This is a genomic window from Streptomyces sp. NPDC033229, from assembly GCF_055576875.1.
In genome coordinates, this window is record NZ_JBVIQR010000028.1 from 94,059 (window position 1) to 114,157 (window position 20,099).

Here is a 20,099-nt window from a genome sequence, read left to right on the forward strand (position 1 = left end):
CTATCCTTGTCCCCGGCAAGGTCACGGCACCACCGAGCCCGGGGCTTCAGCCGTCCGCGACCGCCACAACACCGGCCCCCGTAGCTCAGTGGATAGAGCAGGCGCCTTCTAAGCGCTTGGCCGCAGGTTCGAGTCCTGCCGGGGGCGCTCCGTTTCCACCGCACGCCCCTCCCCTCGGGAGGGGCGTTTCTGCTGGTCAGGGGCCGTGTCGTTGGTCGCAGTGAAGCCGGACAGCAACGACTCACGTGAGTCGTTGCTGTCCGGCTGTGTCCGGCTGTCACCGGTGTTCTACGGGTGGCCACGGAGAATGCGCGGGGAAGTTTTCCGCGCCCGTGGTCAGTCCTGGGGCAGCTCGGGGAGGTCTCCCCCGGCCTCGATGCGCCTCTTGAGGTCCGGGAGCTGCCCGACGATGCAGCGGGCGTAGATCGCGAGCAGCACCTGAACGCTGGTGCCCGCCCACTCCGCGACCTGAGCGGGCGGGACCCCAGCGTTCAGCCACTTCGTCAGGCGGGTGTTCCGCAGGTCGTACACCCGCCTGCCTAAGGGTGAGTCGAACTCGTGAGGGGTGAGCACGTCCTGTCGGGCCCCTCTCCACGCACGCCGTATGACCGATCCTGAGAGCAGACCACCCTTCTCGCCGGAGAAGAGCCGGTCGCCAGGCTTCAGCCCCTCGGCTCTGATGTACTCGCGCAGGATCTTCGTCAGGGACGGGTGCCCCGGAGTCGTTCGCGTGTCGTCCGCTGCCCGGCCCTTCAGTCCGCGCTCTTCGTGGACCTCACCGGTATCGGTCCAGTGCTTGCCGACCTCCGGCTGTGCCGTGTGGAACAGCAGGTCAGACCACTGGTCCTCGGCATCCTCGTCGGGCAGGACGACGTCCTCCACGTACATGGCCACACCTTCCTCCGGGCGTGGTGCCGCGTAGTACAAGGTAGCGAAGAAGGCGTGGAGCTTTCTGCCCCCGCGCGGCCGCCGGCGAATCCTGTCCAGGAGCCGCGCTGCCCGCACATCGTCAATCAGGCACCGCTTGTCCACCGCCATCGACGTCTTCGGGGCGGCTCCGCGTCCCTTGGGCAGCGGATTCGACCGCAGGATGCTGCGCGTGACCGCGTGCTCCATGGCGACGTTCAGAATGCGGCGGTGCCGCTTGACCGAGGAGGCAGCCGCAGGCGTCCCGTCCAGCTTGACCAAGAGAGTGTGCAGCACTTCATCGACCGTGTCCGGATCTTCCCACGCCGCCATGGACAGGGAATTGCGCTCCACCCACTTGAGGATCACCGCCACCTCAGGTGGAGCCTCTGCCCGGCGGTTCGTGTTGAAGGCGAACTCCCGCAGCGAGGTGCGCACGTCGACGGGCTTGAAGCGGCTCGGTGCGGTGCGCAGCAGAGGGATCGTCGCTGCCGTGAGGGTCTTGGCGGTGTTCTTCCGGCTGTTCCCTGCTGTCCGCCGCCACTGGTGATCCGCGAACTGGACCGCGAAGTCGTACCAGGACACAGCGGCCGCCCCCGACCGGTAGGAGAGGGGGCGGCCGGTCTCGACGCTGAACGGCTCGCCCCGGCGGGCGGCGCTCACCAGACCTGAACGGAACGCGTCCGCGAGGGCGCGCGTCCCCAACGGCTCGCGCCACTCCCGGCCGTCGACCGTCCAGCGAACCGTATAGGTCGTGCCGCGCTTGCCCTTGTAGACGGCCGTCTTCCAAAACTTGACCTTGTACGTGCTCTCCATCAGGCGGCGTCCTCGTGGTCGTCAAGCCAGTGATCCAGGTCGCTCCGCCGCACCCGAAGGTCGCCATTCGGAAGCTTGATGCAGCGCGGCGCGCGTTTCTTCTGGCGCCAGTCGTAGAAGGTGCTGCGCGGGATGCCGAGTTCCTCGCAGATCTCAGTGACGGTGAGAAGACCTCGATGCTTGACCGAGGTGGTCATGCGGTGCCTCCTTGGCGGGCAGGGCAGGGTACGGAAACCCCCGCAGCGCCGACAGAACCGACAGAATCGGCCCGCTAGGCCGCTGGCCTGCGGTTTCGACGAATCGGGATCTTGTGACAGAACTCGAAAAAACTCCGACAGAACCTCCAGGGGCGGGCTTCTGTCACGGGGGCCCGCTTGAGGCTCGGGGGTTCTGTCGGAGTTTCCGGAGGTTTTGTCATAGCCGCGATCACGGGGGTTTGCGCAGGTCAGAAGCCTGCGCGGTAGGTTCTGTCGGTTCTGTCAGCGGGTTGGGGGTTGCGTCACGCGCTTCTGTTGAGGCGGGGGTGGGTGTCGTAGCGGGGGGAAGGCGGCCGGCCGCCGCGTCCGGTGCGCGGGGGCTGGGGTTGCTGGCGGATCCACCCGTGCTCTTCGAGCAACGCCAGGGCAGGGTCGAGGTCGCCGATGGCGGGGAAGTCCGCCCGGGACAGCGTCCGGAACAGCTCCCGCTTGGAGAACCCATCCATCCGGCTGGCCCGCAGGTGGGCGAGCACGGCGTAGGCGGCGTCACGAGCGGGTGCTGCGGTCATGGCGTCGAAGACGTCCAGGGCGTGGGCGGTGAAGTAGTCGCCCAGCTCGGTAGCGGCTGCCATGGTCGCGGCTTCGATCGGCCGGTGCCATCCGTCCTCGGGGTGGGTGGCCAGGTGGAGCAGTCCGGCGATGCGGGCCACGGCACCGTCGCGTTTGGAAGCCCACTTCACGATCGGGGCGAAGCTTCCACCTTTCCCCAGCCGGGATTCGGTGACCTTCTGGAAGGCCAGGATCACCGCGTCCGCTTCGGGGGTCAGGGTCAGGATCGCGGGGTCGGTCCAGTCGGCCAGCGCCAGCGTCAGGCCGCCGAGCTTGCGGGCGTAGAGGTCGGCTGTGTCCTCGGATAGCAGGGCGGGAGACAGGTTGCGGCTGCCGACTAGGGATTGGGGCTTGGAGTACAGGAAGCGGGCGAGCAGGCCGCGCCCGTCGGCCCCGTCGATCCGGGCCAGGGAGTCCAGCACTTCGGGCTGGATGGCCAGGCCGATGGTGACGGCCGGGGAGTCGATGTGTTCGGAGTCCCTCCCCTGGCGGTTGACGCGGACCATGTCTCCGGCGTGGCCCTTGAGGAACATGCCCATGTTGGGGCGGCCGCTGTAGCGCCCGGCGATGATGTCGAACAGCTCCCCTTCGGCACTCAGGCAGGAGATCCGCCCGTCCTGCTGGGCGAGCAGGGTGCCGATGGTTTCGGGGGTGGCATCGTCGGCGATGAGCTGCGGCACGGCCGGAACGGTCATCTCCTCCACCGTCTGTGCCAGGGCGACCGCTTCGGCAGTGAGGGCATCCCGGGCAACGGGCTCAGCGGTGGCGGCCTTCTGGGCGGCTTTGTCGGCGGCGGACTTGGCCAGACGGATGGTGGTCTCGGCTTCGGCCCGCACCGGCCCGGACAGCTCGATGAGGGTCTTCTCCACATCGAGCAGCGGGCGGACCATGAGGTCGAAGACCGCGGACTTACGATTGCCGGGATCCAGGGCAATGGCCGTGTAGAGATTGACGGGCTCGCGCCAATGGCCCCGGACGCACACCTTCGCCCGGCCGCCGGCCGCTGTAGCGATGACCGCCAGCGCCAGGCACCCGGCAAGGTCGACGGGCGTCTGCGTCTCCTCCGCCACACCCCGCACCATGTCCCCCAGCCACGCGGGCAGGGTGTCGACGGGGAACGTGGGCAGGGCGGGGCGGGCCGTGATGGGGACAGGCTCGTCCCATGCCGGGCCGGTGATCTGTTCGGGGTCGAGCTGGTCGAACCCCTCCCACAGATCCGGGCTCATCTCCTCAGGGGTACTCACGCCGGGTTCCTCCCTTCGGCGGTACGCACCGGGCAGACGGCCCGGTGGGCAGTGTGGGTTTCGATCAGGCGCAGCACGGCGCGGCGTCCCATGGCGGAGCGCTCACGGCCGCACTGGCACCACGAGGTGGCGTGGGGGGTGACGTTGCGTTCGGGGGGTGCGGTGATGTGGAGCCACGCGACCGGGTACCGCCCGTCTGCCCTGCGCGGGTCAGGGCGAAGAGCTGAATGGACGCCCTGGCGGGCGGCGACCTTCGGCGCGCCACTGTCGGCGGAGGCCGGGGTGGGTTCGGCGGGGCTGGGGCCGGTGGTGGTGGGGGAGTTGCTTTTCACCACGGGGGTGGGAGGGGTGCTCATGTCGTCCCCCGGGGGTGCGTGTGGGCGATGGACCAGTTCAACGCGCTGCGTAGAGTCGAGCGGCACCGTGCCGGCGGCAGTCCGGTGGACTCTGCGGCGGGGTGAAAAGCGTCTTCGACCACGTGCCGGGGGATGTCGCCCCACGCGACGAACCGCCCCATGGCGCGCGCGGCCCGGAACAGCGTCGCCTCACGGTTCGGTTTCCGGGCAGCCCGGATCGCTGCTTCCTCCCTCCGCAGCACCGTTTCGGCGTACCGGCCCACCTGCGCCGGAACCACGAGGGAGAGGGGTTTGCTCGGCGGCTTCGGGGGCGTGAGGGCTTCACGCAGCCAGTCGGGCAACGGAAGGAGCGGGGCCGTGCCCACGGTCTCGTAGGCGCCGCTGCTCGTGGTGCTTCCGGCTGCGACGATGTTCCCGCCCCATGCCCGGGTGTCGATCTTCTTGGCCAACGTGCCCTTGCTGCTCGGCAGACGGACCCCGGGCGGGGTGCTGAAGTACAGGTGCGCCCCGCCGCTGGGAGTCCGCACCGTGTGCGTGAGGGGCACGGCCTGCCCGGCGCGCTCGCAGAGCGCATGGAAGGCGGCCACGCCGTCAGGCGTGTCCGGATCGTCTTCCGGCTTGAGCGTGTCGAGGTCCACGACCATCAGCCCCGAAGGGCCGGGGGCGATCCCGACGTTGAACGGTCGCACCGCCCACGCCGTGTGGATGCGGTCGGCGTCGAGGGTGGCGCGCTGCTCCCATTTGCGGTGCCCTGGTCCACAGTCGCCGGTGCGGGGGCAGAACTGCTCGCCGTGCAGGGCCGGGGCTTTACGGCCGGGTAGGAGGGGGTGCACGTACCAGCCGCGTTTGGCGGCGTTCAGCGCGGCAGTGAGCAGCGCGTGGTTGCGGGTATGCGTCATGCTGGAGGTCTCCTGTTCCTTCGGGAACGGGGGTAGAGACCGGGGCGGTCGCACGTCTTTGGCGAGAGGGCGGCCGCCCCGGGGCATATCTAGACCGCGGGAACCCTGGGCAGGTGTGGGTCCGTGGGTGCGGGGCAGTTGTTGAGTAGGCGGAGGGCGGCGGCGGCCTGTTGGGGCATGACGCCGTTGCCGAGGGCTTTGAGCTGGGCCGCGCGGGAAAGGCCGGGAACACTGGTGACGTGGCCGGCGGGCAGGCCCATCAGCCATTCCACCAGGTGTGGGTTCAGCCGTCCCAGAGCGTCAGTTGGCCGGGGAGCGGGCCGTCCGATGACGTTTGCCCATCGGGCGATGGCGGCTGAGTAGGGGCCCCAATCCGGTGAGCTGCCGAGGGCAGGGGCAGGTCCCCCTTTGATCCGCGCTGGTTCGGACCGCCCTTCTCCCCGTCCGAGGCCCGGGGTGTCGGGAGCAGCCGCGTGGCGTCGGTCAGGGTCATCCCGTATCCGCTTCCGTAGGGCGTCCCGTCCGGACGAAAATTCGCCGTGTCCCTCGAGTCCGCTGTCGCCGGTGTGGGCAGCAGAGAGACGACGTGCCGCAGGTTCATCCCGCCCTGTGCCGCGTGTCCCGCCCCGGTGTGCTCCGAGGTGGAGGGGGTGGGCAACAGGGCTGCCCCGGTCGGCAGGCCGTCGGGGAAGCCCCGGCCTTTGGAGTCGCGGGCCCTGGGCGTCGGTAGGGCGGGCGAGGAGGAAGAGGCGTTTGCGCTGGTGGGCGGCGTCGATGTCCGACGCGCGTACACACACCCATTCCGCATCGAACCCGAGGCGGGCAAGGTCGGCGAGGACGGTGTCGAATCCGAGGGAAAGGTGCCCTGCGACGTTTTCAAAGACCGAGTATCGGGGTCGTAGAACGCCAAGGGCACGGGCGATGTGGGGCCAGATGTGGCGGGCATCAGCGGTTCCCTTCCGTCGGCCGGCGGTGCTGAACGGCTGGCAGGGGTAGCCGCCGCACAGGATGTCGACCGGTTCGAGGGCTGACCAGTCGACCGTGGTGATGTCGCCGAGGTTCGGCACTGCGGGGTGATGGTGGGCGAGGATCCGGCTCGCGCCGGGGTCGTTGTCCGCGACCCAGGCGAGGGACCCGCCGAACTCGCCCATCACGGCGGCATCCAGGCCGCCGTAACCGGTGCACAGTGATCCGACCCGTAAAGCGTCGGAGGCTTCGGCCATGCTGAGGTTCTCCTGTTCCTTCGGGAACGGGGGGGTAGAGACCGGGGCGGCCGCGCGTCTTTGGCGAGAGGGCGGCCGCCCCGGGCGTAGCTACTGGTCAGCCAGCCAGCGGGCGTACTCCTGGCGCACGTAGTCCCGGTAGGCGCCTTGCTGGCGGGCGATTTCAGGTGTCATGGGCCCCGCGTCGGAGCCGTCGAGTCGGTCAGCGGAGGTGAATGCCACCGCTGCTTCCTCGGCGGCCCATTCGGCGTCGGCCGCCGCTTCCGGGTCCCACGGCTTGCCCTTACTCAGCGCGACTCGGTCGAGTAGCACCGCCTTCCGGAGCCTGTACTCCCGGTCGGCGGCCGGGCTGTGCCCGCCGGGCTTGTGGAGGCGCATGGCCAGAGTGAAGACGTCGGCCATTTCGTCGACGATTTTCGGGGCGTCGGCGTACGCCTTGCGGATGGCGCGGATCTCGAACACGACGTTTCCTCTCGGGGTTAGAACGGCGGTTCGTCGGAGTAGACGGCGCGCCGGATGCGGCGTGCCTGGAGGTGTTGTCGCGCCCAGCCCGGCGGCTTGGGGAGCCAGATCCAGGCGAGGGGCAGGAAAGGCGTGCAATCGCATTCGTCGAAGTCCGGCTCGTCCGGGTAGGGGCCAGCGCACATCACCGTGCCTGTGCCGCCGCAGGTGGTGCAGTGCGGGTCGGGGGTGCGGTGCAGGGCCAGGATCGGGCGGGGGCCGATGGGTCGGCCCCAGCGGCTCGTGGAGACCCAGCCGGACCAGCAGCGGACCGCGAGGCGATGGCGGGCGAGGATGCGGCGGATCACGCGGGGCAGTGCTCGCATGGTCGTCCCCTCTCTCTACTTGGTTTTGGGGTTGAAGAGCTTGAGGCCGAGACCGAGGGTGATCGGTCCGGAGAGGGAGCCGATGATCGCGGCGGTCCGCACCGCGAACTCGAAGAGGGCCAGGGCGGCGGCGGCCATGCCCATGGCGGCGAAGGCGACGGCCAGGCCGATCAGGACCGGGCCGAGGTGGGACCGCGCCGGGCGGGCAGGGTCGGCGCGCTGGACGATGACGATCGGGCGTCCGTCGGCTTGCGCCTGGCGGTAGAGGTCGGCGGGGATGTGGGGGGCCATCGGCCCTAACCGCCCGTCGGGCGGGGGTTCGTGGCGCATGCAGGTTCCCTCTCGGTTGGGGGTGGTGCGGGGTTCAGGCGCCGAGCTTGCTGAGCGCGGACGCGCAGGCGAGCAGGAAGCGGTTGACCGTCGGGGCAGCGCCGGTGGAGGCGAGGCAGAACCCGAGCAACAGGGCGGCGAGGCCGGGCCCGAAGTGGAGGCGTTTGGAGCGCAGGAGGAGGACGACGATCACGGCCAGGAGGACGGCGGCGGATGCGGTGACGATCACGTGGTGGGTGCTCCTCTCAGGACGCGGGCGGCCCCCGGTGGTGGTGGAGGCCGCCCGCGATAGTGACGTTGCGTTACTGGTTAGTGGTCAGTGGCTACTGGTCAGTGGTCAGTGGTTAGCCAGTGGAGACCCGGGATCCCTGGCGTTTTGGCTTGTGGGCGCGGGTTCTACTGGTCAGTGGATGGTGTCCACTGACCAGTGACCAGTAGCTCTCAGTTACCGTCCGCGTGAGAGTGGTGGATGTACACGGAGTACGGGCCGTTGTCCCGGTAGATCAGCTCTCCCCGGTCCGCGGCGCTCTGCAGGCCGGTGCGGACGGTGGCCCGGGAGCGGCCGACGATGTCCGCGACCGCACTGGGCTTGAGCCCGTCGGGACCGGCGTCCCGGATCGCTTCGATGGCCCGGGGAAGCCAGTCGGGCCCGGCCGCCCCTGACTGTGCGGGCGGTTCCGGCGGTGGGGTCTGCTCCGGGCCGGGTTCGTCGGGTTCGGCCGGCGGCTCCCCCTCATCCTCGTGGCGTTGGTAGGAGAGGTTCAGGCCGGGTCGCTCGGGCTGGGGTGGCGGTGTGGGGTGGGTGGGTTCGTCGGTGGTGCCGAAGGTCTTGTCGATCTCGGCGAGCAGTTGGGCGGCAAGGTCGTCGGGGTCTTCCGCGTCCTTGCGCCGGTAGGAGAGGTTCAGCGACCGGTCTCGCCGGGACGAGGCCGAGCCGGTCTCGGGCGGGTCCAGGACGGCGGTCGCCGTTCCGGTTGCCGGGGTCTGCGTGGTGTCCCCGCTGTCATCTTCGGTGGTGGTCTTGGCTGCGGTGACCAGCCAGCCGATCCGGTCCGGGCTCCAGCGGTTGCAGTAGTCCTCGCCTGCGGCTTCCACCGACACCTGGTCCAGCGTGGGGCGCAGGGCGTTGGTGGCGAGGACGGCCCGGCGGACCATCGACGGACGGGACTTCCAGCCCTTGAACTCGGTGGCGGCGAATCCGTCCGCGCCGCTGTCGGCGATGATGCCGGCGCCCTTCTCGTTGAGCTGGGAGGAGTCGATGCGCACCTTCGGGAAGAGCTTGCCGACGTTGTGTCCGCTGTTCTCCCCCGAGGTCAGCGCGACGGACACCGGCGAGAACCGTTTCACGACGGTGTCGCCGATCGAGGAGAGGTTGCCGTCGACGGCGGTGAGGACTTCCCGGATGCCCATGGCCCGGGTGGTGCGCATGACCTCTGTGATCAGCTCTGCCAGCTCCCGTTTCTCGGGCTGGCGGCGGTTGTTGGCGTGGGCCAGGGCTTCGGCGCCCTCGTCCATGACGATCTCGATCTGCGGCAGGTACGCGGAGACCGGCAGGAGGTTGGTGTCCTTCAGGCGCATCAGCTTCTGGTAGTGGAGCTGGCGGGCTTTGTTGATCCTCAGCGCGGCTTTGAGCATCCGGATCGCTTCGGCGGGAGTGGACGCAAGCCAGTCGACGCCCGGGCGGGTGCCGGCCGGGGCCTTGTTGTTCGCGTCGTCCGGCTCGATGAGCCCTTCTGCCTCCAGCCACGGGGTCACCCACGGGATACCGACGGCGCCCTGTTTGAGGTCGATGACCCAGGTCAGGACATCCGTGCAGCGGGCGAAACCCGCCAGGATGACGTCCAGGAACGTCGACTTCCCCGACCCGGGCGGACCCAGGAAGAGCGCGCACGCCTCACGGAGGAAGACCCGGATCTCTTCACCGTTGGGCCGCAGGCACCACGGGATACCCGTGAGGACCGACAGGGGGCTGTAGTCCTCGGGGTAGAGCTTCTCTTCCCGCATGATGTTCACGGTCATGACGTCCAGCACGACCAGCCCCTGGGCTTCGCCCTCTTCCACATGCACCGTGCAGCCCAACGGCAGCCGGGCATCGGCCGCCAGGGCGCGAGAGCGGGTGCTGATGCGATCCCAAGTGACGCCCCCGCCGGGCAGTTCGGCTTCCAGGGAGTATCCGGCGCCGGTGTCCCAGAACTCGACCGCGATCACCTTCACGTCGACCGTGGTCACGCGCTGGATCCGGTCCTGCCACACGCGGGCGATCTCGCGGCGGCGGGCGTCCATCCCAGCGGCCGCCGCCCTGGCTGCCGCGCTGAACCGCTCCTCCTCCGCGGCCTCTTCCCAGATGGCGGTGTGCGAGGCGGCCGCCCAGGTGCCGACCCCGATCGCGGCGAGCGTCCCGGCCGCGGTCCACGACAGCGGGCCGTGGGCCATGGCCCAGGTGGTCCAGCCACCGGCGACCAGCCAGGACGCGGCGCGGGCCACAGCGGTCCGGATGGTGAGCTTGCGGTGGATGGTGTGCCCGATGCCGTGGCCGGCCGCCCCGGCCGCGCCGATCAGCAGCGGCCACCCGTCGGGCATCCCGGTAGCGGTCCCCAGCAGCGCGACAGCGGCCGCCCCGGTCGTCGCGGACAGGGCCCCGGTGATCGGGCCGTGGCCCCGGGCCCAGTCCAGCGGCGGCAACCGACTGTCGTCGCCTGACGTCTTCTTCGTGCTCTTCAGGCCCAGATCTTTGGAGCGGCGCTCCCGGGCCGTGGTCGTTTCCTCTGTCACCTTGCGGCTCCTGCCGGAAAGGCCCGGGCCCGCACACCAAGCGGTGTACGGGCCCGGACAGACGGAGTGGAGAAGGCGGGTTAGTTGTTGGTGGTGTCCCAGCCCGTTTCGTCACCGTTGCGGGGGCTCTCGTGGCGCTTGATGTCCTGCTCATGGACCGTGCGGAAGACCTTGAACGCTTCCTCGGCCTCGTCGATCGCCTGCTGCAATGCCTTGTAGATCTGGTCCAGGGCGGCGCCGACCTCCGGCTCCAACGGCATCTCGTCGTCGGCCTTACGCGCCAGGATCGCGAACGTATTCGCCACGGATTCCAGGGCGTCGGGGAAACCCTGGATCGTGTCGTGGACGTGCATCATGCCGTCCGGGTTGTAGGACGCGGCCGCGTTCTCCATGTCGGAGGCGGCCTCGTTGAACAGGAAGCCGGGACCGGCGGGGGTCGTCATGCTCGAACCTCCAAAACTGGCACGATGATTGGTGTGCGTGCGGGGCGCCCGGCGGACCTTCGCCGCGACAGGTGCGGCGGCCGGGGCGGTGGCGGCTTTGATCTGCGCGGCGTAGTCGGCGCGGATGGCAGCGTCACGGGCCTGGCGGGCCCGGTTCGCCTGGCCTGCGAGGGCCCGGTAGACGCGCTGGCCGGGCCACATCAGCCACCGCCACCCCAGCCGCTCCCCCAGCGGATGAGTGAGCATCCCGATCGCGAAGAACGGCACCGCGACAGCGGCCGCCAGGAACTTGCGGGCATAGCACCGCAAGGCCGAGGCGGTCAGGCGCCGCCACATCCGCGCCCGGGCACCCGCACGCCTGCGCACCGCACGAGCACGGGCGAGACGACCAGCGGTCACCTTGTCCCGCACCGCGCGGGCCCGGGCCCGCGCCTGCCGCCCGGCCTGCCGCAGCCTCTCCCGGACCGGGGTGCGAGTACGGCCGGACCTGCCCGTACCGCCGTGGCCACCGCGGGCACCGCCCCGGCGGCCACCGGCCCCCGGCTTCGGGGACTTCGACAGGCCCAAACGTTTGCCGCCCGGCGCGTGCCCGGAGCCGCCCCGGGCCGCGCTCGCGGCCTTCCTTGAGCGCTTGTCCTGCTTGCGGGCGGCCTTTGCCGCGCGGCGCGCATCGGCCAGACGCCGCTGGCCGGCCGAATCCTGGCTCCGCCGCTGCCCCCGCGTCGGGCCCGCGGCCTGCCGGGCAGCCCGCGCCGCCCGAACCGCACCGAGAGCCCCCTTGGCCCGGGCAGATGCCCCTTTGGCCGTGCGGCCCGCATCACGAGCCCGCTGCTTAGCGGCAGCACCGGCAGCACGCAGCGACCGCGCCCCACTCCTGCCCGCCCCCTTCGCCGCCCCCACCGACCGCGAACCCGCGGCACCCCGGGCGGGGCGGGTCGCGCCACCGGCCCGCCCGGCGGCGGTCCGGGCGCCGGATCCGCCGCGCCGGCCAGCTGCCGACGCACCAGCAGCGCGGGCGACCCGGGCGGCAGCCGCACGGGCCCGAAAGCCCCCGCCCCGCGCCCCAACCGAGCCTGCGGACAGGGCCTTGGCCTGCCTGGCAGCCGCACGGCGGCGCAACGCGGCCGCACCGGCCGCAGCCGCCACCACACCCCCGGCCGCAAGACCAGTGGCCAGGCCACCAGCAGCGACCACAGCGGCGGACGCGGCTGCCACGGTGGTGTTCGCGCCGATGACCGTCAGCGGCACGGCCGGCAGACCACCAGGAACATGCGGCGTCGGAGTCGACGCCCGCTCCGGATGCCGCAGCCCGGAGCCCGGGTCGGATCCGGGCCGGGTCTGCTCATCTGTCTCGGATATCTCGGTGTCGTCGTCAACAAGGAAGTCGGTGTCAGACACTGGTGATGCTCTCCTTTCGGAGTGAGAGAAGGCGCCCCCGGCCAGGCCCTAGACAAGCGGGCCGGGGGCGCCGAAACACCGGCGCAGTCCGGGCAGCGCGGGTCAGTCGCGCGGCTCGACCAGCGGGGCGGGGTGAGAACCCCAGGGCTGGCCGCAGGAACGGCAGTTCTCGGCGTCCGCGGGGTTCTGGGTGGTGCAGTGCTGGCAGTTCCAATCCATGACGTGTCCTTCCCGGTCAGGGGCGTTGGGTGAGGGTGTGGGAGGGGTGTGAGGCGGCGGCTTCCTGCCACCGGCGGCTCTCGCCCGGGTCGGTGGTCCGTATCCGCACCCGGAAGTCACAGCCGTCGACGCGGCACCGGTGCGTAGTCGCGGTGGCCGCCTCGAACAGGTGGTGCACCGCCGTCGTGACCGTGGCGAAGAGCGCCAGAACACACGCCGCAAGGTCCAGGGCGGGGACCTTGCAGGCGTGGAGGCGGACCGCGTAGGAGACAGCGACGCCCGCGCCGACGGTGGCGGCAGCGGGAAAGAGGAGACGGCCGAGTCGGCGCTTCAAGTCGACACCCCTCAGAGCTGGTTGGGCTCCAGGGCGAAGAACATGGTGTTGGCTCCGGCCAGGTCCGGGTTGGCCGAGGTGATGTGGTTCTTGATGGCCGTGAAGACGTCGTGGCGGGTCGCTCCGGCCGGCGGGGTCCACGTGCCGTAGAGGCTGGAGGTCAGACGGCCCGGCAGCTCCAGGGTGATGATCCAGTGGTGGGATCCCTGCGTCTGGGCGGCCGGGATGCTGCTCTGCTCGGTCTGGGTGGTCACAGCAGAACTCCTTGAACGGTTGAGGTGGTCAGGCGGTGCGCTGCGCCTCGGGGTAGGCGCAGGTCACGCACATCCCGAGCGAGGTCGGGATGCAGTAACCGGCGTCAGCACGGCAGTTGGGGCAGGTGCGGCGGGCCGTCATGGCCCGGTCGAGGGCGGCCCGCCGGCCGGGTGTCATCGGCCGGACGGGCTTCGCCCCGGTGAGCGGGTAGAGGTAGGCGACCTGCACTCCGCCCCGGCGGCGGTTTTGGCGCATGAGCTGCGCCGCGATCGGCTGGCCACCGGGGCGTAGGCCGCGGGCGCGGAGCTGTCGGCGGGTGGCCAGGCCGTCCGGGGCCAGGCGCCACGGGTACGTCGGTATCCCGTACCGGGCCCCGGTGGGGTCGTAGCACCGGCCGAAGGTCGGCGACATCAGCCGAGGCGGTGGTAGGCGGCCCGGCACTGTGCGGCGTGCGCGTTGGCCCTGCCACTGGTGAAGGGCAGAAAGTCGCGCACGGGGTGTTCCGAAGTGGCACCGCAGCCGTGGCACGTCCACCGGGAGTTCTTGCCGTAGCTGCGGCCGGTGACGTCGACCGCGGCACCGACGAGGTTGTGCATCCGGATGAGCAAGTCCGCTGGTTCCAGCGGGCTGGCGTTCGGCGAGGGCTTCACGGGGCGACTCCTTCGAGAACCCGGGGCGTCGGGGTGGGGTTGTCGCGCAGCTCCTGGTAGCGGGAGGAGACCCAGCCGGTAGACCAGCCGGTCAGCTCCGCCGCCGTGCGCACGGGCAGGCCCGCTTCGAAGGCGGCGCGGACCGTAGCGCGGGCCCGCTCCTCCGGCTGCTTCTCCGTGGCCGGCCCGGCGGCCAGCAGTGCGGCGCGTTCACGCGCGGCCCGCTCGGCACGCTCCTGCCGTTCACGACGCTCACGCTCGATGCGCTGCTGACGCTCGCGTTCACGACGCTCGGCAGCCTCGCGTTCACGGCGTTCATGCTCGCGCTGCTGCTGTTCACGCTCCTGTTCACGGCGCTCACGCTCGGCCCGCTCCTGACGCTCCCGGGCCTCCGCACGGTCGCGTTCCTCCCGCCGCGCGCGCTCTTCCCGCTCGGCCTGCTCGCGGGCCAGACGGGCCTCGTGTTCACGCTGTTCACGGGCCACCCGGGCTTCGTGGTCCCGCTGTTCACGGGCCCGCCGATCGGCCGCCTCCTCACGCTCGGCAGCGGCCTTCCGTGCCGCTTCGCGCTCGTCCCGCTGCCGGGCTTCCAGGGCCGTTACGGCGGCGGCGATGGCCCGCCGGTAGGCCAGCCCGGTCTCCGCGGTGACGATCAGCAGCAACGGCGCCACCCCGTGCACGGCCACGCCGACCATGTCGCCGAGCAGCGCGGAATCGCCCACGTTCAGGGCCAGCGTCATGCCGCCGGTCATCCACCGCAGGGCGATGGGCCACCGGCCGCCGCGCCCGCCGAGACGGGCCAGGGCGGAGTCGAGGCGGACCACGATCACCACAGCGGCATCCACGACCAGCGGCAGGATCGGCGACGTCCAGTCCCACGCGTCCGGGGTGTGGGCGGCCATGAGCGGGGTGACGGTGAGGACCGAGTAGAGCATGGCCCCGACGACGATCAGCCACATCCCCACCGACAGAGCACACTCGGCTGAACGGACCTGAGCAGCGTTCACAGGTCCGCCCCCTGTCGTGAACGCCCCCCGCCATCGTCGGGGATTTGGGCATAGCCGATCAGATGCACCCGGGCGCTTTCGCAGTCGGTCTCTGCCGTCAGGACACGGGTACGGCCACCGCTCTGCTCGTGGTAGCTGACCGACGAAGGGGCGATCCCGAGGGCGCTGCGCCATGCCTCGAACGCGCGAAGGTCGTCGTGGAAGGACAGCTCCAGCCGGTCCGGGAAGATCGTGGACACGCTCAGGGCGGGGGCGGGAAGGTGCGCGAACTCCGTGCTGAACACCCGCAGAGCGAGCAGGGGAGCGTTCAGCGCCGACAGGGCCGGGGCGCTCATGCCGCACCTCCGAAGGGGTTCGCACCGGCCTGGTTCGCCAGCTCCTGGCGGGCGACCGTGGCCTGGTTGCAGGTCCGGGGGTAGTCGGCGGGCACCGGCCGCGAGTCGGTGTCGAGGAACTGGTGCCGCTGTTCCGCCAGTTGCCCGGCCCGGTAGCGGCGCGGGTGCAGACGGCGGTAGAGACGGTGGCGCAGCGCGGTCATCGGGATCCTCCAGACCGGGGGTTGGTGCCGGGGCGGCCGGTACGCCGGCCATTGGTGGTCGTCATCGCGGGGATCGGTCCGTCGGCGATCTGCCACCCGCCACCGGCCCGCTTCGCGGTGTACATCGCCTCATCCGCCCGCCGCAGCGCACGGTGCAAGACGGGATCGGGGAGGCCGGCCACGGGAAACGCGCCGATGGACGCCCCCACGGGCAGTGCCGTGTCCCGGAAGGTGACCGGGACGCACAGCAGGTCGAACAGGATGTGCAGCTCGCACGGCAGGTCACGCAGCGCCGGACAGGTGATCGTGGCGGCGAACTCATCCCCGCCCAACCGCCCCGCGCACCCGCCACGCACCTGCGCCCACGACTTCAGCCGCACGGCGACGGTGGCCAGGACCTCGTCACCGGCGGCGTGGCCGTAGGTGTCGTTCACCTGCTTGAACCCGTCCAGATCCACCAGCACGACCACCCCACCGGGGGCACGCAGCCGACGGCGGGCGGTGGTGGTGAAGGAGTCACGGCCAAGCAGGCCGGTCAGCGGGTCGCGCCGGGCAAGGGCGACCTCGCGACGGAGAAGCAGGGCGTGGAGCGACCAGCCGACCGCGAGCGGACCGGCGGCAACCGATGCGGTGACCAAGGCGTTCATCACGCCGCCACCGCCCTACCCGACGCCCGCCCCCGACCCGTGCGCGGCCGGTCGAGCACCGTGACGTTGAGCAGCGCGGGAGCGTGGGCACCGAGGACCTCCACGGCGAGCTGGGTGACCGAGTCGACCAGAGCCGGGTCGTCCGCAAGGATGTCCCGCGCCGCGTCCAGACGCGCCGCCCGCTCCTCCGCGCTCTCATCCGGCTCGCCGAGCCACAGCTCAAGCGGCGTACCGAGCGCTAACTCGATGAACTCGTCGGCACTGGCGGCCCGCTGGCCGCCGACATAGGTCTTCATGGCAGGGATCTCCTGACCTTCGGGAAGGGGTAGGGACCCGGGGCAGCCGTACGTCTTTGGCGAGAGGTGACCACCCCGGGGCGAAGCCGTATCCCGGCTCCCCTCAACCCCGCCCGTACGACCACGACGGCCGGACGGGCGAAGGAGGCAACCGGCCGCAGCGCAGAATCGGTGCTGCGGAAGGCTGAGCAAGTGCTGTGCATGTCTCCTTCGGGACTGCCGCGCCCGTATCAGGTAGCGTGGCCATGGCCCGTTTTAGGCAGAGACGTGACCTTTCGGTCTGTGCCCTCCGGACTGCAAAGGCGCCGGGTACCTCCCCCCGTCCAATGCGGGGCTCCTGAGCCTGATCTCCCCGGGCCCGTCGGGTCGTGCAGGTGCTTGCGGTGAATGCAGTTGCGGTGGCCTGGGGTCCGCTTCACTCGGCTGGAGCCGAGCTGCCACGCGCCACCCCGAACCAATCACTAGGTAACCTAGGTCGGTTGCCTGAGAAGAAGCTACCTAGGTCACTTCGTTGCCGTCAAGGGCTCCGGGTGGGAAAGTCCAAACGACCTAGGTTGGGTACGCTCTACTGATGGACTCGAAGCCCAACGCCCGGGAGATTGCCGCCCAGCTCCGCAGCGAGATCGCCGACGGGACGTACGGCCCCGGAACGCGGTTGCCCGGCGCCAAGGGCTACGCCAAGAAGCTGGGCGTAGCCCTCATGACCGTGCAAAGCGCGTATGGGCAACTCGCCGAAGAGGGCTTGGTCGAAGGTCGCCCGGGGAGCGGCACCTTCGTGCTTGACCCAGTGAAGGGTGAGCCCACCGCCCAGCAGACCGCTATGGGCCTCCGTGAGCTTCAGGTCGAACTGAAGCATGTCACCTCCCAGCTCTCCGATCTTCACGGCCGGATCGAACGACTCGAAGCCGAGCTTTCCGGTCGTGCTGTCGAGAACCAGTAGGCCTCATGTGGCGCCGATCCACAGTGGACAGGGCTAACACCCGGCGCCTGTTACCTGTTAACTCCGCACCTCGGGGCGCATATTGGGCGATGATGTGGGTCCGCCGCATCGCCTGACGCTGGGGGCGCGATGAAGACGAAGCTGCAAGCAGCCCGTGCGGATCGAGGCTGGCCGCAGGCTGAGCTGATGAGCGAGATGGCGGTCGCTGCCGAACGACTGGGAATCGAGTTACCGGCGCCATCAAGCCTGAAGACGCAGGTCTCCATGTTCGAGAACGGCCGGCGGACCCCGGGAGAGGAATACCAAGCGATCTTCTGTGAGGTCTACCAGGCCACCCGGGTCGAACTCGGATTCGTGGTGGAGACCGCGCCATCCCAGCTCGATTCCCTTCCCACGCTACCCAGCCCGCGCATCCTCTCACCAAAGGCGAGTCCCGAAATTCTCGACTACCTGCGGTCGGTGTTCATCCAGCACGCGCAGGCTGAGCCTCTTGTCGGGCCGCGCTTCCTCGTGCCCGCCGTACAGAGCCAGATGCCGCTCATTGAGGAACTCTGCAAGGAAGCGTCGGGGCCCCTCCGGGACGACGTAGTACGCGTAGGGGTCCGCTATGCCGAGTTCCTGGGCTGGCTGCACCAGGACTCCGGAGACTCCCAGTCGGCGATGCTTTGGACGAACCGCGCTCTCCACTACTCGTCCGAATTAGATGATCCCGCCCTAAACGCGTACGTCTTCCAGCGCCGCAGTAACATCGCCGCCGAAGCGGGTCAGGCGGGCTACGCCTCTGGGCTTGCCAACGCAGCGCTGAGGCACGCCGGCCGGCTCCCCGACCAGGTCCGAGCTGTGGCCCTCCGAGCACGCGCCAACTCCTACGCGCTCCTGGGGCAGTCGATGGCGGACGAATGCGCCCGTGCCCTCGATGAAGCCCGGAGTCTTGCCGACGGGGCAAGCGATGATGAGGGCGGTAATCTCGCGCCGTATTGCTCGGTCTCGTACATCGACATGGAAGCGGCAAATTGCGCTCTCCAGCTCAGGCGCCCTCAGGATGCCGTGAGGACACTGGAAGAGAGCCTGACCCGGTGGCCTGCGGAACAGCAACGGGACCGCGGCCTCTGCCTAGCCCGGCTCGCTACGGCATACGCCCAGCTCGAAGACGTCATGGGCGCGTACAGCGCGGCATCACAAGCCGTGGACATCGCCCAGACGACAGGATCGGCCCGCATCCTCGCGGAGCTGAGCCGACTACAGACGCACCTCACGCCGTGGCGGAAACTGGTGGAGATTGCTGAACTGAACCGGCTGCTGGGCAGTATGAAGGAGACCTGAGCCGGACTGAAGGAGCACCGTGAACCTGCTGCCCACGATCACCACCGCCGATGTTCAGGAGCAGTCTCCGCGCGTGGCCGTACTCCCGATCGGTTCGTACGAGCAACACGGGGCTCACCTCCCCCTGATCACGGATACAGCAATCGCCTGCATCATCACGCGCGAGCTATCCGCCGCGTACAGGGTGCTTGCCCTCCCGCCGATCAGCATCGCGTGCAGCCACGAGCACGGGACGTGGCCAGGCACCGTCAGCATCAGTGCTCGCACCCTGCACGCAGTGGTAACCGATATTGCAGATTCGCTGGAAGCCTCCGGCGTCCGGAAGCTCGTGCTCGTCAACGCGCACGGAGGCAATTACGTGCTCTCCAACATCGTCCAGGAAGCCAACCTCGTCGAACCGCGGATGACGCTGTTCCCTCACGGACGCGAGTGGGCTCGGGCAAGGGAGCACGCGGGCCTGGTCTCCAACGCGCATGACGACATGCACGCAGGAGAGATCGAGACCTCGATCCTGCTCCACGCGGAACCCTCGCTCGTGCGCCCTGGCTACGAGACCGCGGACCACGACGGCGGCGACAGGCCGTTTCTGCTCACACTGGGGATGAGGGAGTACACCGACAGCGGGGTTATCGGCTTCCCCTCGTACGCCTCAGCGGAGAAGGGCGAAGCAGTGCTGAGCAGCCTTGTGGCCAGCTTCGGCGATCACCTCGCGGTTCTCGGCGAGAAGTAACCGGAGCCCACGGGTGTCCCTGTCAGGTCACATCGCAGCCCCACCACCGTGCGGAATTCGATCAGCCGCAGGAGCACCTGCGGGAGGCCAGGTTGCTGGCGTGCCGCACCGGGCAGTGCGGCACCGCCGACGGATCGAGCAGATTACCGGGCGGCTCTAGGGGCCCCGTCGCCACGAGTGGCGAGCAGGTGCAAGAGGGCAACCAGCGTGCCTGACCCCATCAGCTCGTCGCGAGCCATGAGCCCGGGAATGTCGGCCAGGGGCACCCATTCGACGTGGCCGGCTTCCTCAACGTCCGTTGGGTCGCCGACGTGCTGAGCCCCGCGCCCGACGAAGATCTCATGAGGAGAGTCCACCATGCCGACCATGGGCTGATAGGTGACTACGCGCTCCAGGGCGTCCGGTCGCCAGCCCGTTTCCTCCTCCACTTCCCGTAGAGCGGTGGCAAGGGCGTCTTCCCCGGCGTCCACGATGCCCCCAGGGAGTTCCCAGCCCCACTTGTCCGGCACGAAGCGGTACCGCCAGAGCAACAGGACGCGGTCCTGGTCGTCGAGCACTGCGGCGATGGCCACGTATTGTAGCCGCACCACATGATGTTCGAACCGCTCGACGCCCGGCGGCTCGACGTCGACCAGGGCGAGCTTCACCCACCGGTTGTCGTAGACGGTGCGCTCGCCGTGGATCTGCCACTGCTCCAGCACTCCGGGAGAGCTGACGTGTCTGTGCGCAGGATGTTCGCCAGGACGCGGGCATCGGCGGCGTCTGATTTGGCGCGGGCGACGCTGCTGCGGTCGCGGTAACGTGCAGCGGCCAGCGGGTTGATGGCGTAGATCTTCCGGCCGGTGGCGCGCAGGCATGCGACCAGCAGGCCGCGCGGGGTCTCGATGGCCACTGGTATGGGGTTTTCCGGGGTGTCGCCGTGGCGGGCGAGCAGCTCCAGCAAGGCGTGAAATCCGGCGCTGTCGTCGCTGATGCGCTGCTTGGCCAACTGGGTGCCGTCCTGGTCGACCAGGGCGATGTCGTGATGGCTCTCGGCCCAGTCGATGCCGCAGAAGACCTTATTCAACGTCGTTCTCCCGTCCGTGCACTGTGTCAATGTGCTGGTCAGCTCCGTGCGGAGCACGCGGCGCTCTAATAGAA

General features: G+C 69.9%; 24 protein-coding genes, 1 tRNA gene and 3 pseudogenes. 4 read left to right on the top strand and 24 right to left on the bottom strand.

Annotated elements, in window-relative coordinates; genetic code table 11:
* Positions 1-74 precede the first annotated feature (74 nt).
* Positions 75-147, top strand: a tRNA-Arg gene (locus ACZ53N_RS23930).
* Between the two features lie 189 nt (positions 148-336).
* On the opposite strand, the gene ACZ53N_RS23935 is transcribed toward ACZ53N_RS23930, so the two are convergent.
* The 22 genes and pseudogenes from ACZ53N_RS23935 to ACZ53N_RS24040 form a co-directional block, all read right to left on the bottom strand.
* Positions 337-1,722 (bottom strand): tyrosine-type recombinase/integrase, encoded by a 1,386-nt coding sequence (locus ACZ53N_RS23935; RefSeq protein WP_469142850.1) that lies wholly within the window; start codon positions 1,720-1,722, stop codon positions 337-339.
* Entirely contained in the window at positions 1,722-1,919 is a 198-nt protein-coding gene (locus ACZ53N_RS23940; protein WP_469142851.1) for a helix-turn-helix transcriptional regulator, read from the bottom strand. The genes ACZ53N_RS23935 and ACZ53N_RS23940 overlap by 1 nt, the downstream gene beginning before the upstream one ends.
* A 302-nt stretch (positions 1,920-2,221) precedes the next feature.
* On the bottom strand, positions 2,222-3,754 hold the full coding sequence (locus tag ACZ53N_RS23945) for a YfjI family protein (RefSeq protein ID WP_469142874.1): 1,533 nt from the start codon (positions 3,752-3,754) through the stop codon (positions 2,222-2,224).
* Between the two features lie 14 nt (positions 3,755-3,768).
* Complete coding sequence (locus tag ACZ53N_RS23950; RefSeq protein ID WP_469142852.1) at positions 3,769-4,128, bottom strand: hypothetical protein; 360 nt, start codon at positions 4,126-4,128, stop codon at positions 3,769-3,771.
* Positions 4,125-5,027, bottom strand: a complete 903-nt coding sequence (locus ACZ53N_RS23955; protein WP_469142853.1) for a bifunctional DNA primase/polymerase — start codon at positions 5,025-5,027, stop codon at positions 4,125-4,127. Before ACZ53N_RS23955 ends, ACZ53N_RS23950 begins: the two co-directional genes overlap by 4 nt.
* An 89-nt stretch (positions 5,028-5,116) precedes the next feature.
* Entirely contained in the window at positions 5,117-5,287 is a 171-nt protein-coding gene (locus ACZ53N_RS23960) for a hypothetical protein (protein ID WP_469142876.1), read from the bottom strand.
* Positions 5,288-5,818: 531 nt separating this feature from the next.
* Positions 5,819-6,250, bottom strand: a pseudogene (locus tag ACZ53N_RS23965) (DNA cytosine methyltransferase); the annotation flags it as partial.
* A 90-nt stretch (positions 6,251-6,340) separates the two neighbouring features.
* Positions 6,341-6,712: a hypothetical protein gene (locus tag ACZ53N_RS23970; protein WP_469142854.1), complete on the bottom strand. Its 372-nt coding sequence runs from the start codon at positions 6,710-6,712 to the stop codon at positions 6,341-6,343.
* A gap of 17 nt (positions 6,713-6,729) precedes the next feature.
* On the bottom strand, positions 6,730-7,077 hold the full coding sequence (locus ACZ53N_RS23975; RefSeq protein ID WP_469142855.1) for a hypothetical protein: 348 nt from the start codon (positions 7,075-7,077) through the stop codon (positions 6,730-6,732).
* 15 nt (positions 7,078-7,092) lie between these two features.
* The gene (locus ACZ53N_RS23980) at positions 7,093-7,407 is read right to left on the bottom strand and encodes a hypothetical protein (protein WP_469142856.1); all 315 of its coding nucleotides are present in this window, start codon (positions 7,405-7,407) and stop codon (positions 7,093-7,095) included.
* A gap of 34 nt (positions 7,408-7,441) precedes the next feature.
* Positions 7,442-7,636 (bottom strand): hypothetical protein, encoded by a 195-nt coding sequence (locus tag ACZ53N_RS23985; protein WP_469142857.1) that lies wholly within the window; start codon positions 7,634-7,636, stop codon positions 7,442-7,444.
* Between the two features lie 212 nt (positions 7,637-7,848).
* Entirely contained in the window at positions 7,849-10,179 is a 2,331-nt protein-coding gene (locus tag ACZ53N_RS23990) for a P-loop NTPase family protein (RefSeq protein WP_469142858.1), read from the bottom strand.
* Positions 10,180-10,259: 80 nt separating this feature from the next.
* Positions 10,260-10,988 (bottom strand): hypothetical protein, encoded by a 729-nt coding sequence (locus ACZ53N_RS23995; RefSeq protein WP_469142859.1) that lies wholly within the window; start codon positions 10,986-10,988, stop codon positions 10,260-10,262.
* A gap of 1,267 nt (positions 10,989-12,255) precedes the next feature.
* Positions 12,256-12,573 carry a hypothetical protein gene (locus ACZ53N_RS24000; protein ID WP_469142860.1) on the bottom strand — a complete coding sequence of 106 codons (318 nt, stop codon included), beginning with the start codon at positions 12,571-12,573 and terminating at the stop codon, positions 12,256-12,258.
* Between the two features lie 11 nt (positions 12,574-12,584).
* Positions 12,585-12,827 (bottom strand): hypothetical protein, encoded by a 243-nt coding sequence (locus ACZ53N_RS24005; RefSeq protein WP_467065172.1) that lies wholly within the window; start codon positions 12,825-12,827, stop codon positions 12,585-12,587.
* 28 nt (positions 12,828-12,855) lie between these two features.
* On the bottom strand, positions 12,856-13,239 hold the full coding sequence (locus ACZ53N_RS24010; RefSeq protein ID WP_469142861.1) for an RRQRL motif-containing zinc-binding protein: 384 nt from the start codon (positions 13,237-13,239) through the stop codon (positions 12,856-12,858).
* On the bottom strand, positions 13,239-13,478 hold the full coding sequence (locus tag ACZ53N_RS24015) for a hypothetical protein (RefSeq protein ID WP_469142862.1): 240 nt from the start codon (positions 13,476-13,478) through the stop codon (positions 13,239-13,241). The genes ACZ53N_RS24010 and ACZ53N_RS24015 overlap by 1 nt, the downstream gene beginning before the upstream one ends.
* Positions 13,475-14,485: a DUF2637 domain-containing protein gene (locus tag ACZ53N_RS24020; protein ID WP_469142863.1), complete on the bottom strand. Its 1,011-nt coding sequence runs from the start codon at positions 14,483-14,485 to the stop codon at positions 13,475-13,477. Before ACZ53N_RS24020 ends, ACZ53N_RS24015 begins: the two co-directional genes overlap by 4 nt.
* A complete protein-coding gene (locus tag ACZ53N_RS24025; RefSeq protein WP_469142864.1) occupies positions 14,482-14,820 on the bottom strand; it encodes a hypothetical protein in 339 nt (112 codons plus the stop codon). The genes ACZ53N_RS24020 and ACZ53N_RS24025 overlap by 4 nt, the downstream gene beginning before the upstream one ends.
* Entirely contained in the window at positions 14,817-15,023 is a 207-nt protein-coding gene (locus ACZ53N_RS24030; RefSeq protein WP_469142865.1) for a hypothetical protein, read from the bottom strand. The genes ACZ53N_RS24025 and ACZ53N_RS24030 overlap by 4 nt, the downstream gene beginning before the upstream one ends.
* The gene (locus ACZ53N_RS24035; RefSeq protein ID WP_469142866.1) at positions 15,020-15,670 is read right to left on the bottom strand and encodes a GGDEF domain-containing protein; all 651 of its coding nucleotides are present in this window, start codon (positions 15,668-15,670) and stop codon (positions 15,020-15,022) included. Before ACZ53N_RS24035 ends, ACZ53N_RS24030 begins: the two co-directional genes overlap by 4 nt.
* A complete protein-coding gene (locus tag ACZ53N_RS24040; protein WP_184738461.1) occupies positions 15,670-15,966 on the bottom strand; it encodes a hypothetical protein in 297 nt (98 codons plus the stop codon). The genes ACZ53N_RS24035 and ACZ53N_RS24040 overlap by 1 nt, the downstream gene beginning before the upstream one ends.
* A gap of 571 nt (positions 15,967-16,537) precedes the next feature.
* Between ACZ53N_RS24040 and ACZ53N_RS24045 the strand changes: the two genes are divergently transcribed.
* The 3 genes from ACZ53N_RS24045 (at position 16,538) to ACZ53N_RS24055 (ending at position 18,959) form a co-directional block, all read left to right on the top strand.
* Positions 16,538-16,906, top strand: coding sequence for a GntR family transcriptional regulator (locus ACZ53N_RS24045; protein WP_184738463.1), 369 nt, complete (start codon positions 16,538-16,540; stop codon positions 16,904-16,906).
* Positions 16,907-17,035: 129 nt separating this feature from the next.
* Positions 17,036-18,229: a helix-turn-helix domain-containing protein gene (locus ACZ53N_RS24050; protein WP_469142867.1), complete on the top strand. Its 1,194-nt coding sequence runs from the start codon at positions 17,036-17,038 to the stop codon at positions 18,227-18,229.
* A gap of 19 nt (positions 18,230-18,248) precedes the next feature.
* Positions 18,249-18,959 carry a creatininase family protein gene (locus ACZ53N_RS24055; protein ID WP_469142868.1) on the top strand — a complete coding sequence of 237 codons (711 nt, stop codon included), beginning with the start codon at positions 18,249-18,251 and terminating at the stop codon, positions 18,957-18,959.
* A gap of 143 nt (positions 18,960-19,102) precedes the next feature.
* On the opposite strand, the pseudogene ACZ53N_RS24060 reads toward ACZ53N_RS24055, so the two are convergent.
* Together ACZ53N_RS24060 and ACZ53N_RS24065 are read right to left on the bottom strand one after the other, a co-directional pair.
* Positions 19,103-19,666: pseudogene (locus tag ACZ53N_RS24060) on the bottom strand (NUDIX hydrolase); the annotation flags it as partial.
* A gap of 2 nt (positions 19,667-19,668) precedes the next feature.
* Positions 19,669-20,025, bottom strand: a pseudogene (locus tag ACZ53N_RS24065) (IS110 family transposase); the annotation flags it as partial.
* Between the last annotated feature and the right edge of the window lie 74 nt (positions 20,026-20,099).

Excerpts from the sequence above, each read along its gene's own strand:
- ACZ53N_RS23950 (WP_469142852.1), bottom strand. The coding sequence starts at position 4,128 with ATGAGCACCCCTCCCACCCCCGTGGTGAAAAGCAACTCCCCCACCACC.
- ACZ53N_RS23960 (WP_469142876.1), bottom strand. The coding sequence starts at position 5,287 with ATGGGCCTGCCCGCCGGCCACGTCACCAGTGTTCCCGGCCTTTCCCGC.
- ACZ53N_RS24050 (WP_469142867.1), top strand. The coding sequence starts at position 17,036 with ATGAAGACGAAGCTGCAAGCAGCCCGTGCGGATCGAGGCTGGCCGCAG.
- ACZ53N_RS23955 (WP_469142853.1), bottom strand. The coding sequence starts at position 5,027 with ATGACGCATACCCGCAACCACGCGCTGCTCACTGCCGCGCTGAACGCC.
- ACZ53N_RS23980 (WP_469142856.1), bottom strand. The coding sequence starts at position 7,407 with ATGCGCCACGAACCCCCGCCCGACGGGCGGTTAGGGCCGATGGCCCCC.
- ACZ53N_RS24010 (WP_469142861.1), bottom strand. The coding sequence starts at position 13,239 with ATGTCGCCGACCTTCGGCCGGTGCTACGACCCCACCGGGGCCCGGTAC.
- ACZ53N_RS23945 (WP_469142874.1), bottom strand. The coding sequence starts at position 3,754 with ATGAGCCCGGATCTGTGGGAGGGGTTCGACCAGCTCGACCCCGAACAG.
- ACZ53N_RS24040 (WP_184738461.1), bottom strand. The coding sequence starts at position 15,966 with ATGAAGACCTATGTCGGCGGCCAGCGGGCCGCCAGTGCCGACGAGTTC.
- ACZ53N_RS23935 (WP_469142850.1), bottom strand. The coding sequence starts at position 1,722 with ATGGAGAGCACGTACAAGGTCAAGTTTTGGAAGACGGCCGTCTACAAG.
- ACZ53N_RS24045 (WP_184738463.1), top strand. The coding sequence starts at position 16,538 with ATGGACTCGAAGCCCAACGCCCGGGAGATTGCCGCCCAGCTCCGCAGC.
- ACZ53N_RS24025 (WP_469142864.1), bottom strand. The coding sequence starts at position 14,820 with ATGAGCGCCCCGGCCCTGTCGGCGCTGAACGCTCCCCTGCTCGCTCTG.
- ACZ53N_RS23975 (WP_469142855.1), bottom strand. The coding sequence starts at position 7,077 with ATGCGAGCACTGCCCCGCGTGATCCGCCGCATCCTCGCCCGCCATCGC.
- ACZ53N_RS23940 (WP_469142851.1), bottom strand. The coding sequence starts at position 1,919 with ATGACCACCTCGGTCAAGCATCGAGGTCTTCTCACCGTCACTGAGATC.
- ACZ53N_RS24035 (WP_469142866.1), bottom strand. The coding sequence starts at position 15,670 with ATGAACGCCTTGGTCACCGCATCGGTTGCCGCCGGTCCGCTCGCGGTC.
- ACZ53N_RS24030 (WP_469142865.1), bottom strand. The coding sequence starts at position 15,023 with ATGACCGCGCTGCGCCACCGTCTCTACCGCCGTCTGCACCCGCGCCGC.